Consider the following 17644-nt stretch of genomic DNA (forward strand, 5'->3'; position numbering starts at 1 on the left):
AGAGCGCCGCAGCCAGCGCCAGTAGGGCCTTCTCCATGTCACACCTCCGCCTCTCGTCTTTGTCCGCTCCCTGCGCGACGGGGAGCGCCAGCGTCCGGACTTACTATGGAAACTCTGATTAATTACCCTGGGGGAGACTTTCTGTAGAAAGTTTCCCCCCGACCCCCTTCAAAGACTTTTAATTCCCTGCGGATCATCCCGATTTTGCAAGCAAAATCGGGATGATCCGCAGGGCGTTAAAAGTTTTTGGAGGGAGTCTGAGGGAACCTTTTTACAAAAAGGTTCCCTCAGCGCAACAAATCAGAACTTCCCTTATATTACCGCTTTTTGAAGGGTCTGTACACCCTTCCGCCGCCTTCGTAGAACTTGCCGAGGAATTCCACGTAATGGAGCCTCATGGACTGGATCGACGGGCTCAGCAGCGTAAGGCAGACGTTGAAGCCGTGGATGATCACGGCGATGACGACACCGAGAAGGAGGCTTCCCGCCAGTCCGCCGAGCTTGTTGGCCACCGCCGCCAGCACGACCGACACGGTGCCCACTGCCATGAGCCTCACGTAGGAGATGATGTTGGCCACCGTCTCGATGAACTGCACCGGTCCCTCGATGCCCTCGAGCACGGTTACGGCCGCCACGGAGACGGCAAGCGTCGCCAGCGCCGGCGTCGTGACCGTCGGCGGCAGCCACCCCGTCACCGCGGCAGCAGCCGCGAGGATGGAGAGGACGAAGACCAAGGCGGCGAAGCGGGCGGCAGCCTCGCGCACCCGGCCGCGGCGCACCATGTTTGTGAAGCCGAGGACGATGCCGAGCATGACGTGACCGACGCCTATGCCGAGCGAGAGGACGAGGAAGGTCTTCAGCGCCCTCATCCTGTCGAAGAGCAGCGGATGGAGTATGCCGAGCCTCTCGCCGAGGTCGCCGAAGAACTCGCCGAAGAGCACGCCGAAGAGGATCGTCCACAGGGCCGACACGATGAAGACATAGCCCACATCGCGCGCAAAGGGACTATCCCCGTAGCGGCGTCTCACGAAGAGGGCGATGGCGAGCACGGCGAGCCCGTAGCCCACGTCTCCGACTATGATGCCGAAGAATACGGGAAAGAAGACGGCGAAGAAGGGGGTTGGGTCTACGGAGCCGTACCTCGGCGTGGGCAGCGCGGCGAGAAAGACCTCGAAGGGCCGCACAAGGGGCGGGTTCTTGATGAGCACCGGCACGTGGGCCTCGTCGACGTCGTCCAGGTCGAGCTCCCTGACGAGCACCTTGTAGCCGAAGCGTTCGGCCATGGCCGAGGCCGTGCGCAGGTACTCACGGCGGGGCACGTAACCCTCCATGACAAAGGCGCTCCTCGTCCTTGCGCAGTGGGAGAGCATCCCTATCTCGTCGATGGCGTCCTCGACGGCGGCCAGAAGGCCCTCGACCCTCCCGCGCCAGAGCCTGGAAAGCTCGGCGCTCCGTTCGTCGAGCTTTCTTATCATGCGCGGGATGGTCTCCTTTCTCACGGCCATCTCCCTTATGGCCGCAACGAGCGGCAGGTCCGCGTACTCGTCGGGCAGCCGTATCTCGCTTATGCCCTCGCCGAGCACCACGCTCCTTATGGTCTCGGCGTACCTCTTCGGAAAGCTCAGCACCACGCCCAGCGTCGTCTCGTCGATGTTTATGAGGTGCATCTCGTAGGCGCCGCCCGTTATTCGCACAACCTCCTCGTCTATGAGGGTGAGCACATCCTGGCGCGCCCTGTCGATGGTGAGCCCCATGAGCTCGAAGCGCGCAAAGCCGCCGAGCCTCGTCACGATGCGTGCAAATCCCCTCAATATCTTCTCGTACCTCTTGATGGACGAGAGCTCGTCGAGGAGTTTTTCCTTCTCGGCCGTAACGGCCCTGATCTCCTCTTCCACCGGCGCAAGGTCGTCGAGCATCGGGCGGATATCCCCGGCCGCCGCCTTCTCGGGCTCCGCGCCGCCCTCTCCAAGGAGGAAGAGGAGATTTTTCAGTCTCTCCCTGGCTGCGAGCAAAAAGTCCTTTTCCTCGAGCTTGTCTCTCTCCACGGCGATGCGCGAGAGCATGGGGTCGTCCTCTACGGGCACCTCCTCTATGTGGAGCACCGAGAGCTCGTGGAGCGTCCTGACCGTCTCGTCGAGGAGGCTTCTCGGCCCGATTATCTGGATCCTCGCCATGGGCTCTATCATCGGTCATCTCAGGCTTCTGGTGACGAAATCGACGACCGCCCTGACGGCCTCGTCGATACGCCCCGCGGCCCTGGCCTTCAGCTCCTCGACGGCCCTGCGCCCCTCCTCCTCCACGGCCTCGATCTCGGCGGCGAGGGCCTTCTCGGCCTCGGCCCTCTCGGCGGCGAGCTCCCGTTCGAGCTCCTCCCGGCGCTCTTCGGCGAGCTTCCCCGCCCTCTTCACCGCCTCGGCCCGCCTCGCGTCGGCCTCCTTGCGGGCCTCCTCGAGCATGGCCTCCATGCGGGCCTCTTTCTTCTTCAATACATCGAGTATGTCCTCGGCCATGTGCGAAGAGCTCCATTGAAAGCCAGGGAAGACTCTGATTAAGTACCCTGGGGGAAACTTTCTGTAGAAAGTTTCCCCCAGACCCCCTTCAAAGACTTTCAATACGACTTGGTTTCCCCCTGTTTTGCCTGGCAAAACAGGGGGAAACCAGCTCGCATTAAAAGTTTTTGGAGGGAGTCTGAGGGAACCGGGGGTCTGTGACCCTTTTACAAAAAGGTTCCCTCAGTGCAATAAATCAAAGTTTCCAAAGTCTTTGAAGGGGCGTCCTGCCCGCGTCGGCTGCCTCGGGGGGCCGTACCGGGGGGGCGGGCCGCAAAGGCGTAAAAAAATCCCGCCTGGCGCGGCCCGACCCCCCCGGTACGGCCGAAGATCCGAATAACATACGATGGGGCAGGGGGGAAACGTGGGCCTGTGGCCCTTCTACAGAGAGTTTCCCCCAGACCCCCTTCAAAGACTTTCAATACGACTTGGTTTCCCCCTGTTTTGCCTGGCAAAACAGGGGGAAACCAAGTCGCGTTAAAAGTTTTTGGAGGGAGTCTGAGGGAACCGGGGGTCTGTGACCCTTTTACAAAAAGGTTCCCTCAGTGCAATCAACCAGAGTCTCCTTAATTATTACAGATCATCTCCGTCGTGGCAAGCAAAGCCGCAACCACGCGCCGCGGCCGTCGGGCGCGCCGCTTGACAAAGGGCCGCGCATGGCATAAGATTTCACTTGTTTTCCGGAGGGTTTCGGGCTTGGAGATACGAAGCGACTTTCTCGTCATAGGCAGCGGCATAGCGGGACTCAGTTTTGCGCTCAAGGCGGCCCGCGCGGGCACGGTGGCCGTGGTCACCAAGCGTGCCGTGCGGGAGTCGGCCACCTATTACGCCCAGGGCGGCATAGCCTCGGTCCTCAGCGCGGAGGACAGCTTCGAGGACCATATAAGGGATACCATAGCCGCCGGGGCCGGTCTGTGCGACCGTTCCGTAGTGGAGATGGTCGTGCGCGACGGCCCTGCGCGGATCCGCGAGCTGATGGAGTTGGGCGCACGGTTCACCAACCGCCGTGTGGACGGTCACCTGGAGCTCGACCTCGGCAAGGAGGGCGGCCACTCCAAGCGCAGGATAGTCCATGCAGGCGACATCACGGGCCGCGAGGTGGAGGACGCGCTCATAAAGGCCGTGGAGGCCGAGAAGAGGATCGCCGTCTACGAGCAGCACATGGCGGTGGACCTCATAACGCACACCAAGTTCGTAAGCAGGGACGGGCCCGAGCGGGTATGGGGCGCCTACGTGCTCGACGGGGCGACGGGACGGGTGGAGACCATGCTCGCCCCCACCACCGTCCTGGCGACCGGAGGCGGCGGCAAGGTCTACATCTACACGAGCAACCCCGACGTGGCCTCGGGCGACGGCATCGCCATGGCCTACCGGGCGGGAGCCGAGGTCGCCAACATGGAGTTCATCCAGTTCCACCCCACCTGCCTCTACCACCCCGAAGCCAAGAGCTTCCTCATAAGCGAGGCCCTGAGGGGCGAGGGCGCCGTGCTGAGGCTGCGCGACGGCTCGACCTTCATGGACCGCTACCACGAAATGGCGGAGCTCGCACCCCGCGACATCGTGGCCAGGGCCATAGACTTCGAGCTCAAGAAGAGGGGCGACGAGTACGTGCTCCTCGATATAAGCCACAGGCCCGCGGCCTTCATCAAGAAGCGCTTCCCCAACATATACAGAAAGTGCCTCGAGTTCGGTTTCGACCTCACCGCCGGACCCGTCCCCGTCGTCCCGGCGGCCCATTACATATGCGGCGGGGCGCGCACCGACACCAACGGGAAGACCACCATCGAAGGGCTCTACGCCATAGGCGAGACGGCCTGCACCGGCCTTCACGGCGCCAACAGGCTCGCATCCAACTCGCTTCTCGAGGCCCTGGTCTTCGCAAACCGCGCCGCGGCCCACGCCACCTCAAGGGGCAGGGACCGCCCTCCCCTTCCCAGCGTGCCCCCCTGGGAGCCCGGCGAGGCCGTCCCAAGCGACGAGGCGGTGGTCATCACCCACAACTGGGACGAGATCAGGCGCTTCATGTGGAACTACGTGGGCATAGTCCGCTCCGACAAGCGCCTGGAGAGGGCCCACCGGCGCATCAGGCTGCTGCAGCGGGAAATAAACGAATACTACTGGGACTTCACCGTCACAGGCGACCTGCTCGAGCTGCGCAACATCGCAACCGTCGCCGAACTCATCATACGCTGCGCCATGACGAGAAAGGAGTCGCGGGGACTCCACTACAACATAGACTACCCCCGCCGCGACGACGAGCGGTTCCTCAGGGACACGGTCATAAGGCGGGAGTGAGCCTCTCCGCTTCCTTCACTGAAAGGAAGGCGTCACGGGCGTACCGGGGGTTCTCCTTTCATCTCCTCCAGGCGCCGGAAGGCGGCGCGAAGACCGGCTGAGGGGCCGTGAAGGGCGAGGACGACGGCACCCTCGCTGCCGTCCACGCCGCCCGAGGCCACGTGCACGGCCCGCACGCCGGAAGAGCCGAAGAGCGTCTCCACCGCCTCGATCTCGGTGACGACCCTGGCTCCCACGATGGGCATGAAGCCTACGGCGAGTCCCGTAGCCCTTCCGACGCGACCGGTGCCGCACATGGTGGCGGCCTCCGCCACCGAGGGGATGAGCTTTTCAAGACCCACGGGCACGACGAGATTTGCGCCCCTTGCGGCCACTATGCCGAGGGCCGACCCTATGGAGCCGCCGCGCTCATCGGCGAGGAGCACGCCGGCCATGCCGGAGGTGTCCACCGCGTTCGCGCCCTTTATGCAGACATCACGGGCCGTGAAGTCCTCGAGCGCCTCGGCCGGGCTCATATCGACCTGACGGCCGTCGACGACGACCACGGGCGCTGCCCGCCTCTCCCTCTCGTTGGCGCCCAGCAGGCCGCCGCCTATCCTGCCGGCGGCGAACCAGTACCTGTCCACGGGCCTGCCCGTCAGGCGCTCGGCGACAAAGGCGTTGGTCGTGCCGCCAAAGACCACCACCCTACCCTTCGAGAGCGCGGCCCGCACCTCGGCAAGCCGGCAGACAGCCTCGGCTATGAGACGCTTCGACTCCGAAGGGGTAAGGACCACCAGGGCCCTCTCACGCCCGGAAACCTCGACATCCGTACCCATCTTTCTTCCTCCTCGCTTTCTCATGGGGAACGGAGGGAGCCGGCGCATCGGGCCGCGCCAGGCGGGGTTTTTACGCCCTTGCGGCCCGACCCGCCGGCTCCCCCTTGAAGCGCAACAGGGCAAGGGGGCCTCCCTCCCCTCATTTCCCCTCGAACCTGCCCTTGATTCCCCCCACCTCGCCGAGACCCTTGAGGCTGAAGGTGAGCATGACGAGCTGTTCTTCGAGCAGGTCCCGGTACTCTATCTTAACGCCCCAGCACTGGTGCATGTACTCGGCGCCGTAGTCGGTCTCCAGCGACTTGCCGGCGTCGAAGGAGTAACGGTTGCGGTAGCTCAGCGCCACCGGGTCGGCCAGGCGCAGCCGCCAGTAGACTTCAGCGTAACGGCGCGAGCTGTCGAGGACGGCGGCCGAGGTCGCGGCCGAGGCGGCGGAGGGCTGCGCCGGCGACGGGACTGAAAGCGAACCGGGGGGGGTGTTCCTGAAACGGTAGTTGAGCGAGAGGGCGTTGCCGTAGGCGTCGCCGTAGCCGGCCGTGATGTCGTACTTGTCGAGGGCGCGCTCGTAGACGTCGTAGAGCGCCCGGGCCGAGACCTCCACGGCTTCCATGGGCCGGAGGATCACCTCGGCGGTGACGTCGGAGAAGGGCTGTTTCTTCACGCCGGGGACGGCCGGGCGGCGCGCCGCTCCGATGTCGTAGCTCTGGCTTATGTCGAAGTAGAGGAAGTCGAGATAACGCTTGCGGCCGTCCTTCTCGAACCTTCCCGTGACGGTGTTGTTGAGCGAGTAGGTTATCCTGTTGGCCGCTGCCACCCTGTCGAGGCTGTCAAAGCGCGGAAGCCTGCTCTGATCCACATCGGGTATGTAGACATAGACGAGCTTGGGCCTTACGGTGTGGCGCACCTTCCTGAGCACCTCGAAGCCGGGCTTGAAGATACGGACAAAGGTAGTGGTGAGCACGCCCCGCACGTCGTACAGGTAGCGCCGGAAGCTCTCCCTGTCGTAGACCCCGGGCACGTCCCTGTCGTCTATCGAGTACCACGTGAGCCTGGGACCTACAGACGGCGTGAACTCGAACCAGCCGCCAGGGCGGAGGGGGAGCGAGAGCCTGGGGTTGAGGTCGATGCGGTCGCCGCGAAGCCCCTTTCGCCTGTGGAAGTTCACGTAGGCGGAGTCGAGGGAGAAGCGAAGCGGCGTGCCGGAGATGTCGCGGCTCGGGCTGCGGAAGCTCACCTCCGGCAAACGCTGCAGCACCGTGTCGTCGTCGGCGAGCAGGAGGTTGTCGAAGTAGCGAAGCTCGGCGACGAGGCTGTAGGCCGCCCACTGTTTCGTCAGCGACACGGTGCTCTCAAGGCTCTCGCGGCTTCGCATGAGGGCGTCCCTGCCGAAGTCGATGAAGTACTCGTCGTCGCTCACCATGTGGATGTCGGCCTTGAGGCGCACCCCCCCCGCAAGGCTCTCCCTGTGGCGCAGCTTCACCTCCCATCGGTCGTCGGTAGCGCTCTGGGGCCTCCTGAGATTGTCCACCGCCGAGCGGAAGCGGCGCACCCGCGTGATGTCGCGCTCCTTGTAGTGGTAGAAGTAGAACTCTCCCTCGCTCCGGCGCGTCCTCTTGTGGCGGAACTCGAACCCCTTGCCGAGCCCTCTTCTGCTCTCCACGTCGAGGTAGAACGTGGCGTCCATGTTGCCGGCCATGGCCCAGAAGAAGGAATTTCCCAGCACCGCGCCGCGCAGCCTCGAATAGCCTGGGACAGGCGTCAGGAAACCGGTCTGCCTCTTCCTGTTCACCGGAGCTATGACGTAGGGCGAATAGAGGAGCGGGTATCCCTTGACCCTGAAGAAGGCGTTGCGCCCGGTAAGGAACTCGCCGAATGTCACCTTGGCTCTCGAAAGATGGAAGCTCCAGGCCGGTTCCTCGCCCTCCTCGCAGTCGCACGACGTGAAGGTGCTCTCCGTGGCCGTGTAGGTCTGCTCGCCGACCTTGCGTATCTCCTCGCCCGTTATGTAGACGTTCATCTCCCTGTAGAAGAAGCGCCCCCTCAGGACCACTGCCGTCTCGTCGTTTACGTTGAAGCTTATGGAGTCGCACTCGATTGAGTTTCCCGCCTCGTCCGTGCCGCGCACGTCACCGGCGACAAGGCCGGCGCCGGAGCTCATGTTTATCATCATCTTGTCGGCCGAAAGGCGCGTAAGTCCCTGGGTAACGACCACGTTCCCCTCGGCGAGATAGGTGTCGCTCTCCCTGTCGTAGCTCAGGGCGTCGGCCTCTATGTCTATAGGGCGGTCTCTTCTGAAGAATGGAGAGCCCTCGGTGGGGGCGGCGTAGCAGGGGGCGCAAAGAAGGAAGACGAAGGATAGGGCCGCAAGGACAGTCCGGCCCGCGGTCCCGTAACGCGCTCCGTCCACCGTCGCGCCGCGGTCCACGCTCACCTGCCTGCCGGGGCGGGGTTTGCCGTGGCGGGGCCTGGTGCGGAGGGGCCTGGCGGAGCCTGCGGCGAGGCCGCGGCCGCCGGGGTAATGGCGGCCGCGGCCTCGCCGACCGTGTAGACCGAGCCGGTGACGCAGACGGCGTCGCCGGTCCGGGCCCGCTCCAGGGCGAGCTTCACGGCATCGCCGACCGGCTCGCAGACAAGCGTGCGCCCGCCGTAGCGCATGGCCGGCGCTTCGAGGCGAGCGGGGTCCGCCGCGCGGGCGCAGCGGGGCCTGGTGAGCACGACGAGGTCGGCGAGCGGGACGAGCGAAGAGAGGATGCGGCCCGCGTCCTTGTCGGCGAGCACGCCGATCACCAGTATGAGCCGTTCGTATTCGAGGGCTCGCAGGGCGGCCGCCAGCGCCGCCGCCGCGTCGGGGTTGTGGGCGCAGTCGAGCACAACAAGCGGCGAGGTCGAGACGACCTCGAAGCGGCCGGGCCAGCAGCATCCCTCGAGGGCGGCCCTGAGGGAGTCGAGCCCCACCGGCAGGCCTGCGTCCGCCATGAGCTCCACGGCAGCCGCGGCGCAGGCGGCGTTTCGAAGCTGGTGGGCTCCGCCAAGGCCCACCTCAATGGCCTCGACCCTCTCTCCGCCTATGGAGCGGTAGTCGAAGACTCCCGCGCCGCGCTCCGTGAAGCCGAACTCGCGGCCCAGCCTGTATAGCGGCGCGCCCGCACGGGCGGCCCTGCGCTCTATGACGGAGAGCGCCCCGGGCCTCTCCACCGCCGTCACCACGGGCACGCCCTCTTTGATGATGCCGGCCTTCTCGGCCGCCACCTCTTCGACGGTGGAGCCGAGAAAGCGCGTATGGTCGAGCCCCACGGACGTTATGACCGTGACGACGGGCTCTTCCACGGCGTTCACCGCGTCGAGCCGCCCGCCCATGCCGACCTCGAGCACCGCCGCATCGACGGCCGAGCGCCTGAAGTGTTCGAGGGCCATGACGGTCGTGTATTCGAAGAAGGTGGGGCCGTCGCCGCCGGGGCCTGCAAGGGAGCTCACGTACTCGAAGAGCCCGGCGACCTCATCGTCGCTTATCATGGGGGCGACTCCGCCGCCGCTTCCGGGCCCGGAGCCGATGCGGATGCGCTCGTTGAAGCGCACAAGGTGCGGCGAGGTGTAGAGTCCCGCCCTCAGCCCGGCGCGGCACAGGACCGAGTGGATCATGGCGCAGACCGAGCCCTTGCCGTTGGTGCCGCCGACTACTACGGACCGGAAGGCCCGCTGGGGCTCTCCGGCCGCGGCGAGGAGTCTGCGGGTCCTGCTCAGCCCCGGCTTCACGGCGCGCCCCTCGAGCGAGTAGAGGTGTCGGAGCGTATCTTCGATGGAAGGCATCTTCGGAACGGAAAAAGGCCGCTGCGAAGCGGCCGGTGCAAGTTGGAAAGGCCCTCTTCAGTCCGTGAGCAGGCCTATGAGGTTGGCAAGGGTGCTCTTCATCATCTTCCTGTCGACGATCATGTCTATCATGCCGTGTTCGAGCAGGTACTCGGCCCTCTGGAAGCCCTCGGGCAGCTTCTGCCTGATGGTCTGCTCTATGACCCGCGGTCCGGCGAAACCGACGAGCGCCCTGGGCTCGGCCACTATGACGTCGCCGAGCATGGCGAAGCTGGCCGTCACCCCTCCGGTCGTCGGGTCGGTGAGCACCGAGATGTAGGGCACGCCCTCTTCCTTGAGCCGCCGCAGCGCGGCCGAGGTCTTGGCCATCTGCATGAGCGAGAATATCCCCTCCTGCATCCTCGCCCCGCCCGACGACGAGAATATGACCAGCGCCGTGCGCTCGGCGAGCGCCGTCTCGGCGAGCCTTGCGATCTTCTCGCCCACCACGCTCCCCATGCTGCCGCCCATGAAGGCGAACTCGAAGACGCCGATCATCACCCTGCGCCCCTCGACGAGCCCCTCGCCGGCGATAAAGGCGTCGGCGCAGTCCAGGCCCTTGCGCGCCGCCTTGAGCCTGTCCTTGTACTTCTTCACGTCCCTGAAGTCAAGGGAGTCGACGGCCTCGAGCGTGGCGAAGTACTCGGTGAAGGTGCCGTCGTCGAGCACGATATCGAGCCGCGTCCTCGCCGATATCCTGAAGTGGTAGTCGCACTTGGGGCAGACGTCGAGGTTGCGCTCCACCTCTTTCTTGTAGATTATCTCGCCGCAGTGGTTGCACTTGACCCACAGTCCCCTGGGGACGTTGACGGTCCTCGCCACCGAGGGGCCGGGCTTCTTCTTTCTGAACCAGATCATCTATGGACCGCCCCGCTCACGCCGCGTACCGCTCCCGGCGGCAGGGCCGCTGCCGCATCCCGTTATCTCGCCGTTCTCGTAGGCCTCGATGAAGGCGGCTACGACCTTCCTGTCAAACTGCGTGCCCGCGCACCTCTTGAGCTCGGCCACGGCCACCGCCGGATCGAGGCCCTTTCTGTAGGGCCGCGTGGTGGTCATGGCGTCGTAGGTGTCGGAGACGGCTATTATCCTGGCCACAAGCGGTATGCGGCCGTTCTTGAGCCCCTCGGGATAGCCCTTGCCGTCGTAGCGCTCGTGGTGGTGGAGGGTGCCGGGCAGCACGTCCTTGAGCTGGGGCACGCGCCTGAGTATCTCGGCCCCCTTGCCGGGATGGAGCCTCATCTCGGCGGCCTCGTGGCGGTCAAGGGGCGCGGGTTTTCTCAAGACCCTGTCCTCTATGCCGATCTTCCCTATGTCGTGGAGCACGGCCGAGAGTTTTAACACCTCGAGCTCGCTCGAATCAAGGCCCATTCGCCTGCCGATGGCGAGACTGTACTCGAGCACCCTCCTTGTATGACCGCCAGTGTAGGGGTCGCGCATCTCGATGGCGTCGGCCAGGGCCTGGCTCGTGGCGTAAAAGGTCTCCTTCACCTCCTCGTAGAGCCTGGCGTTGTCGAGGGCGATGGCCACCTGGTTGGAGAAGAGCTGGAAGAGGCGCTGGTCGTCCTTTGTGAAGGCCTCGCGGCCCACGCGGTTTATGGCCTGGAGCACGCCTATGATCTTGTTCTTGATCTTGACGGGCACGCAGAGTATGGAGCGCGTCCTGAAGTTGCTCTGCCTGTCCACCTCCGCGAGGAAACGCCTGTCCCTGGTGACGTCGCCGATGTTGACCGGTCTTCCGTACCTGGCGACCCAGCCGGCGATGCCCTCGCCTATCTTGAGACGCACCTGCTTGACCTGCTCGCCCTTCTCGCCCAGGGCCACCTCGAAGAAGAGCTCGCCGCTTTCGTTGTCGATGAGCAGCAGCGAGCCCGCCTCGGCGTGCATGAGCCGCGTGATGGCCTCCATGGCGCGCTCGCGCACCACCTTCTGATCCAGCGTCGAGACGAGGAGGTTTCCCACCTCGTTGAGGATGGAGAGCTGCTCGATGCGGCTGTCGAGCTCGGCGAGCAGCCTGGTGCGCTCCATGATGAGCGAGAAGTGGCTGGATATGGACTTGAGCAGGCGCAGGTCCTCCTTGGTGTAGGGCCTGCCTCCCTCCTTGTTTATGACCTCCACCACGCCCATCACCTTCCGCTTCGCCTTGAGCGGCACGGCGAGGATGTCTCTCGGGGCGTAGCCGTCCCTCAGGCCGAGCCACAGGTCCTCGGAGGAGAGGTCCTCGCTCATGAAGGGCTTTCCGCTCGCCGCCACGGCCCCGGCTATGCCGCGGTCGGAGCGCATGCGCATGCCCTCGAGCTTCGAGGCCATGGGGCCGCGCACGACCTCGAAGACGAGCTCCCCGGCCCCGTCGTCGAGGAGGTAGAGCGTGCCCGCGTCCGCCTCCACGGCGTCGAGGCAGAAGTCGAGGAGCCTGCCGAGAAGCTCCCGGGGCTCGGAGTTCGAGGCGCCGGCCCCGCAGAGTTCCTTGTAGAGCTGCAGCTCTATCTCCAGCGACTTTACGCGCCTGTCGAGCCTCGCGCTCCCGCGCTGCGCGGCGGCCGCGCCTGCGCGCCCGCCCGCCCTGGCCGTTCCGGACCGCCTCGTACCGCCCTCGGCCATTTCGTCCCCCCTCTCCTGTCTCGCCGCCTCCCGCCTTCGAGGCGGTCCGTACCTACCGTCCCGCCAGGGCGGCCTTGAGTTCCCCCACAAAGTCGCCGACCCGCCCCGCAATCTCCTCCCTCTCCCCGCAGGCCGCTATGATGTCGATTATGGCGCTGCCGACCACCACGCCGTCGGCGCTGCGGCCCACGGCCCCGGCCTGCTCCGGGGTGGAGACGCCGAAGCCCACGCACACGGGCAGGTCCGTAACCGCCTTGATCCGGCGCACCGCGCCGGAGACGGCCGTCGAGAGCTTCTTTCGCGCGCCGGTCACGCCGGTGAGCGAGACGTAGTAGATGAAGCCCGAGGCCCGCGAGGCCACAAGAGCGATGCGCCGCTCGTCGCTCGTGGGCGCAAGAAGCGATATGAAGTCGATCCCCACCCTGTCGAGCTCCGTTGTGAGCTCGTCGGCCTCCTCGGGCGGCAGGTCCACGACGAGCACGCCGTCCACGCCGGCCCGTGCCGCATGGCGGGCGAAGTTTGCCGGACCGTAGACGAATACGGGATTGTAGTACCCGAAGAGCACTATCGGTATGCCGCTCTTCTTCCTTACGCGGGCCACGAGCCCGAGCACGTCGCGCAGCGTCGTTCCCCGCCGCAGGGCCCGCTCGCTCGATGCCTGGATGGTGGGACCGTCGGCCATGGGATCGGAGAAGGGCACGCCGAGCTCGACGATGTCCACCCCCCTGCGCTCCATCTCGGCGATTATCTCCTCCGTAGCCTCCAGGTCCGGGTCCCCGGCCGTCACAAAGGCCACGAGCGCCTTCTCTCCGCTTCGCCTGAGCCTGTCGAATACTTCCTTTATCCTCTCGGACATCTCTTCATCCCTGCTCTTCTCTCCCGCCGCGGGCGGGATATGTTACGCCCTTGCGCCCCTCCCCCCTCCCCCCCGCGCGGGCCGCGGCTGCGCTACGAGAGTGTCGAGACGGGCGCCGATGCGCGACCACGCCGGCCTCCCCTTCCCATGAGCGCCGCTCCCCCGCTCATCCTCCGAGGGCCCGCGAGACCGTATCGAGGTCCTTGTCTCCCCGGCCCGAGAGGTTGACGACCACCACGGCCTCGCGGCCGAGCCTGCGCGCCGCCTTCAGGGCGTAGGCCACGGCGTGCGAGCTCTCCAGGGCCGGTATGATGCCCTCGGCGGCCGTGAGCTCCCTGAAACCCCTGAGGGCCTCCCTGTCGGTGACGGCGGTGTAACGGACGCGACCCGTATCCTTGAGGTACGAGTGCTCCGGCCCCACGCCGGGATAATCAAGGCCCGCCGATATGGAGTGGGTGTGGAGCACCTGACCGTTGCGGTCCTGGAGGAGGTAGGACTTGCTGCCGTGGAGCACGCCCACGCTGCCGCCCGAGATGCTGGCCGCATGGCGGCCGGTGCGAAGTCCCTCGCCCGCCGCCTCGACCCCCACCATCTCCACCGACTCGTCGCCGAGGAAGGGATGAAAGAGCCCCATGGCGTTGCTTCCGCCGCCCACGCAGGCGATGAGCAGGTCCGGTAGCCCGCCCGTTGCGGCCTTCACCTGGCGCCGTGTTTCGCGGCCTATGACGCACTGGAAGTCGCGCACCATCATGGGGTAGGGATGGGGCCCGGCCACGCTGCCTATGATGTAGAAGGTGTCGCGCACGTTTGTCACCCAGTCGCGCAGCGCCTCGTTCATGGCGTCCTTGAGGGTCCTGGAGCCGGAAGTCACGGGCACGACCTCTGCGCCGAGAAGGCGCATGCGGAAGACGTTGGGCGCCTGGCGCTCCATGTCCTCCTCGCCCATGTAGATGACGCACTCGAGGCCGAACATGGCGGCCACCGTGGCCGTGGCCACGCCGTGCTGGCCGGCGCCGGTCTCGGCTATGACGCGGCGCTTGCCCATGCGGCGGGCAAGGAGCACCTGGCCTATGGTGTTGTTTATCTTGTGGGCCCCCGTGTGGCAGAGGTCCTCGCGCTTGAGATAGATACGGGCCCCGCCGGCGCGCTCGCTCAGCCGTTCGGCGTGGTAGAGCGGCGTGGGCCTGCCCACGTACTCGCTCAGGTAGCGGGCGAACTCTTCCTTGAACTCCCTGTCGCCCCGCAAGCGCCCGTAGGCCTCCTCGAGCTCGAGCACGGCCGGCATGAGCGTCTCCGATATGTACCTGCCGCCGTATGGGCCGAAGTGCCCCTTTCCGTCGGGAACTCTCTTCATAGCGTCCTTACCGTTTCGATGAACTTTGCAAGCTTTCGCCGGTCCTTCACCCCCGGGGCGCTCTCCACCCCGGAGCAGACGTCAACGGCGTAGGGCCGCACCGTGCGCACCGCACGGGCGACGTTTTCGCATGTGAGCCCCCCGGCCAGTATGACGGTGTGCCTTCCGGCCGCCTCCACGGCGAGCCGCCAGTCGAAGCTCTCGCCCGTGCCGCCCGGCGCCCCGGGCCTGTAGGTATCGAGCAGGAAGGCCGTGACGTCGTAGTCGTCGAGCACCGAGCCGTCCCAGCCCGGCCCCACCCTGAAGGCCTTTATGACCGGGGCGTCGACGGCCGCGCAGTAGTCGGGCCCCTCGCGGCCGTGGAGCTGCACCCTGTCGAGCCCGGCGACCTCGACCGTGCGGTTCACCTCTTCCACCGCCTCGTCGACGAAGACCCCCACGGTGGTGACGAAGGGTCCGAGCCCCGCCGTCATGGCCGCGGCGGCCTCTGGCGTCACACGGCGTGGACTCTTCTCGTAGAAGATGAACCCCAGCGCGTCGGCCCCGGCCCGCGCCGCTGCCTCGGCGTCACCCGGCGACGTTATGCCGCAGACCTTAACCCTCGGCAACGTCCGAAGCCTCCCCCAGCGCCCCCACAAGCTCGGCGAGCCTTCCGCCGGGGTCGGCGTGGGCCATGAGCGAGCTCCCCACGAGAAAGGCGTCCACACCGAAGCGCGAAAGCCTTACTACGTCAGCCGCCGATCCTATTCCGCTCTCGCTCACCACGACCTTGCCTTCCGGCACCAGCGGGGCAAGACGCGCCGTCGTCTCCAGGTCGAGTGTGAGGTCCCGCAGGTCCCTGTTGTTTATGCCTATAATCCCGGCCCCCGCCTCGACGACCCTCTCAAGCTCCCCCTCGTCGTGGACCTCCACGAGGGCGTCCATGCCGAGCTCTCCCGAAAGGGCCATGAGCTCGCGCAAGAGCACGTCGTCGAGCACGGCGGCGATGAGCAGCACGGCGTCGGCCCCGCCCCCCCTCGCCTCGTAGAGCTGGTAGGGGTCGAAGATGAAGTCCTTTCTCAAGACCGGCACCGCCACGCGGGCGCGCACGGCCGAGAGGAAGTCGAGGCTACCCTTGAAGTGACGCTCCTCGGTCAGCACCGACACGGCCGCGGCGCCGGCGGCCTCGTAGGCCGCGGCCGTCTCCACGGGGTCGCAGTGGGGACTGATGTCGCCTCTGGAGGGCGAGGCCCTCTTGACCTCGGCGATCACCCTCACCGTTGAGGACGACCGTCCGCCCTCAAGGCGCGCCTTCAGCGAGCGCGGCGGCGCGGCCGCCGCCGCGGCCGACCGGACCGCCGCCAGGGGCCGCCTCGCCTTCAACGCCTCCACGTCGCAGCGCCTCAACCTCACTATCTCGTCAAGCATCTTTCATGGACCTGGAGTGGGCCTATGGCCCTTCTACAGAAAGTTTCCCCCAGACCCCCTTCAAAGACTTTTAATTCCCTGCGGTTCATCCCGATTTTGCAAGCAAAATCGGGATGAACCGCAGGGCGGTAAAAGTTTTTGGAGGGAGTCTGAGGGAACCTTTTTACAAAAAGGTTCCCTCAGTGCAATAAATCAGAGCTTCCCTAACAACGCACAAGGGGTCCGGGAGAAACGCGGGCCCACGGTCCCTCTGCAGGAAGGTCTCCCCCGGAGCAGTCAATCGGAGCCTCCTCACCTGTTGGTCAGGGCGCGCAGGTCTTCGAGTCGTTTCATGGCCTCTCCCGAGTCTATCGCCGCCTCCGCCGCCGCCACGCCGTCGGCGATGTTTCTGGCGGCCCCTCCCGCCGCTATGGCGGCGGCGGCGTTGAGGACCACCACGTCGCGGGCCGGGCCCGCGGCTCCGCCCAGAACGTCGGCGATGACGGCGGCGTTCTCCTCGGGACCGCCGCCGCGCAGCTCTTCGGGCCGGCACCTTTCGAAGCCGAAGTCTTCGGGCTTTATATGGTATGTCCTTACGGAGCCCTCACGCAGCTCGGTGACCCGAGTCTCGCCGGTCAGCGTTATCTCGTCGAGCCCGTCCTCGCCGCGCACCACGTAGGCGCAGCGGGCGCCGAGGTTGCCGAGCACCTTTGCGAGCATGTCGGTGAGCAGCGGATCGTAGACGCCGATGAGCTGACACGTCGCGCCGGCCGGGTTCGTGAGAGGTCCGAGGATGTTGAAGATGGTCCTTATGCCGAGCTCCCGGCGCACGGGGGCGGCGTACTTCATGGCGCCGTGGAGCAGGGGAGCGAAGAGAAAGCCTATGCCCACCTCCCGGAGGCACTCCTCGACGCGCTCGACCTCGACCTCGATCTCCACTCCCAGGGCCCTGAGCACGTCGGCGCTTCCGCTCCTCGACGATACCGAACGGTTGCCGTGCTTGGCCACCGTGAGCCCGGCGCCAGCGGCGACGAAGGCGGCGGCCGTCGAGATGTTGAAGGTGAAGGACTCGTCGCCGCCGGTTCCGCAGGTGTCCACGACCTGCAGGGCCCTGACCCGTATGGGGGTGGCCTTGGCGCGCATGACCCTGGCAGCGCCGGTTATCTCGGCCACCGTCTCGCCCTTCATGCGAAGCGCCGTTATGAAGGCCCCTATCTGGGCCGGAGCGGCGGCGCCGGTCATGATCTCCTCCATGACGGCCGCGGCCTCCTCTTCGGTGAGGTCCTCGCCTTTCACCACCTTCGAAAGGGCCTCTTTTATCATGGTCAACTCCTGCGCGGCTGAAAAAGCCGCCTACGCCCCGATAGCGAGGAAGTTTCCGAGTATATCCTTGCCCGCCGGCGTAAGGATCGACTCGGGATGGAACTGCACGCCCTCGAGCGCGAAGTCCCTGTGCCTTATACCCATTATCTCGTCGCTGTCGGTCCAGGCGCTCACCTCGAAGCAGTCGGGGAGGCTCTCCCTCTCCACTATGAGCGAATGGTACCTGTTGGCCTCGAAGGGGTTGTCGATGCCCGCGAATATGGTGCGGCCGTCGTGGTAGACCATGGAGGTCTTGCCGTGCATGAGCCTTTCGGCCCTTACGACACGGCCTCCGAATGCGTAGGCAATGGACTGGTGGCCGAGACAGACGCCGAGGATCGGCAGCCGTCCGGCGAAGGCCTTGATGACATCGACCGAGACGCCGGCGCGCGTGGGATCGCAGGGGCCGGGCGAGACGACGATTCGCTCCGGCGCGAGCCGCTCTATCTCCTCGACGGTGACGGCGTCGTTTCTGTAGACGCGCACGTCCTCGCCGAGCTCGGCCAGGTACTGGACGAGGTTGTAGGTGAACGAGTCGTAGTTGTCTATCATCAAGAGCATGAACCGGTCCCTGCGGCGCCGT

At 65.8% G+C, this 17644-nt stretch carries 14 protein-coding genes; 1 reads left to right on the plus strand and 13 read right to left on the minus strand.

What is annotated here, in order from left to right:
* Positions 1 to 317 precede the first annotated feature (317 nt).
* Both ENJ37_01430 and ENJ37_01435 read right to left on the minus strand, forming a co-directional pair.
* Positions 318 to 2186 (minus strand): hypothetical protein, encoded by a 1869-nt coding sequence (locus ENJ37_01430; protein ID HHL39146.1) that lies wholly within the window; start codon positions 2184 to 2186, stop codon positions 318 to 320.
* A 3-nt stretch (positions 2187 to 2189) separates the two neighbouring features.
* Entirely contained in the window at positions 2190 to 2510 is a 321-nt protein-coding gene (locus ENJ37_01435) for a hypothetical protein (protein ID HHL39147.1), read from the minus strand.
* Positions 2511 to 3245: 735 nt separating this feature from the next.
* On the opposite strand from ENJ37_01435, the gene ENJ37_01440 reads away from it, so the two are divergent.
* Positions 3246 to 4844 carry an L-aspartate oxidase gene (locus tag ENJ37_01440; GenBank protein HHL39148.1) on the plus strand — a complete coding sequence of 533 codons (1599 nt, stop codon included), beginning with the start codon at positions 3246 to 3248 and terminating at the stop codon, positions 4842 to 4844.
* A gap of 32 nt (positions 4845 to 4876) precedes the next feature.
* Here the strand turns inward: ENJ37_01440 and ENJ37_01445 are convergent, their stop codons facing one another.
* The 11 genes from ENJ37_01445 to ENJ37_01495 all read right to left on the minus strand — a co-directional run bounded on the left by ENJ37_01445 (position 4877) and on the right by ENJ37_01495 (position 17622).
* The gene (locus ENJ37_01445) at positions 4877 to 5662 is read right to left on the minus strand and encodes a hypothetical protein (GenBank protein HHL39149.1); all 786 of its coding nucleotides are present in this window, start codon (positions 5660 to 5662) and stop codon (positions 4877 to 4879) included.
* 139 nt (positions 5663 to 5801) lie between these two features.
* Positions 5802 to 8579 carry an LPS-assembly protein LptD gene (locus ENJ37_01450; protein ID HHL39150.1) on the minus strand — a complete coding sequence of 926 codons (2778 nt, stop codon included), beginning with the start codon at positions 8577 to 8579 and terminating at the stop codon, positions 5802 to 5804.
* Positions 8087 to 9466, minus strand: a complete 1380-nt coding sequence (locus ENJ37_01455) for a bifunctional folylpolyglutamate synthase/dihydrofolate synthase (GenBank protein HHL39151.1) — start codon at positions 9464 to 9466, stop codon at positions 8087 to 8089. The genes ENJ37_01450 and ENJ37_01455 overlap by 493 nt, the downstream gene beginning before the upstream one ends.
* Positions 9467 to 9523: 57 nt before the next feature.
* Entirely contained in the window at positions 9524 to 10363 is an 840-nt protein-coding gene (locus tag ENJ37_01460) for an acetyl-CoA carboxylase carboxyltransferase subunit beta (GenBank protein ID HHL39152.1), read from the minus strand.
* Positions 10364 to 11530, minus strand: coding sequence for an HD domain-containing protein (locus tag ENJ37_01465; protein HHL39153.1), 1167 nt, complete (start codon positions 11528 to 11530; stop codon positions 10364 to 10366).
* Positions 11531 to 12155: 625 nt separating this feature from the next.
* Complete coding sequence (locus ENJ37_01470) at positions 12156 to 12959, minus strand: tryptophan synthase subunit alpha (protein ID HHL39154.1); 804 nt, start codon at positions 12957 to 12959, stop codon at positions 12156 to 12158.
* A gap of 166 nt (positions 12960 to 13125) precedes the next feature.
* Complete coding sequence (gene trpB, locus ENJ37_01475; GenBank protein ID HHL39155.1) at positions 13126 to 14313, minus strand: tryptophan synthase subunit beta; 1188 nt, start codon at positions 14311 to 14313, stop codon at positions 13126 to 13128.
* Positions 14310 to 14921 (minus strand): phosphoribosylanthranilate isomerase, encoded by a 612-nt coding sequence (locus tag ENJ37_01480; protein HHL39156.1) that lies wholly within the window; start codon positions 14919 to 14921, stop codon positions 14310 to 14312. The genes trpB and ENJ37_01480 overlap by 4 nt, the downstream gene beginning before the upstream one ends.
* The gene (trpC, locus tag ENJ37_01485; protein HHL39157.1) at positions 14908 to 15720 is read right to left on the minus strand and encodes an indole-3-glycerol phosphate synthase TrpC; all 813 of its coding nucleotides are present in this window, start codon (positions 15718 to 15720) and stop codon (positions 14908 to 14910) included. The genes ENJ37_01480 and trpC overlap by 14 nt, the downstream gene beginning before the upstream one ends.
* A 291-nt stretch (positions 15721 to 16011) precedes the next feature.
* Positions 16012 to 17022 carry an anthranilate phosphoribosyltransferase gene (gene trpD, locus ENJ37_01490; protein ID HHL39158.1) on the minus strand — a complete coding sequence of 337 codons (1011 nt, stop codon included), beginning with the start codon at positions 17020 to 17022 and terminating at the stop codon, positions 16012 to 16014.
* A 30-nt stretch (positions 17023 to 17052) separates the two neighbouring features.
* Positions 17053 to 17622, minus strand: a complete 570-nt coding sequence (locus ENJ37_01495) for an aminodeoxychorismate/anthranilate synthase component II (GenBank protein ID HHL39159.1) — start codon at positions 17620 to 17622, stop codon at positions 17053 to 17055.
* Positions 17623 to 17644: the final 22 nt, after the last annotated feature.

It is taken from the genome of Deltaproteobacteria bacterium (genome assembly GCA_011375175.1).
Classification (GTDB): Bacteria; Desulfobacterota; GWC2-55-46; order GWC2-55-46; family DRME01; genus DRME01.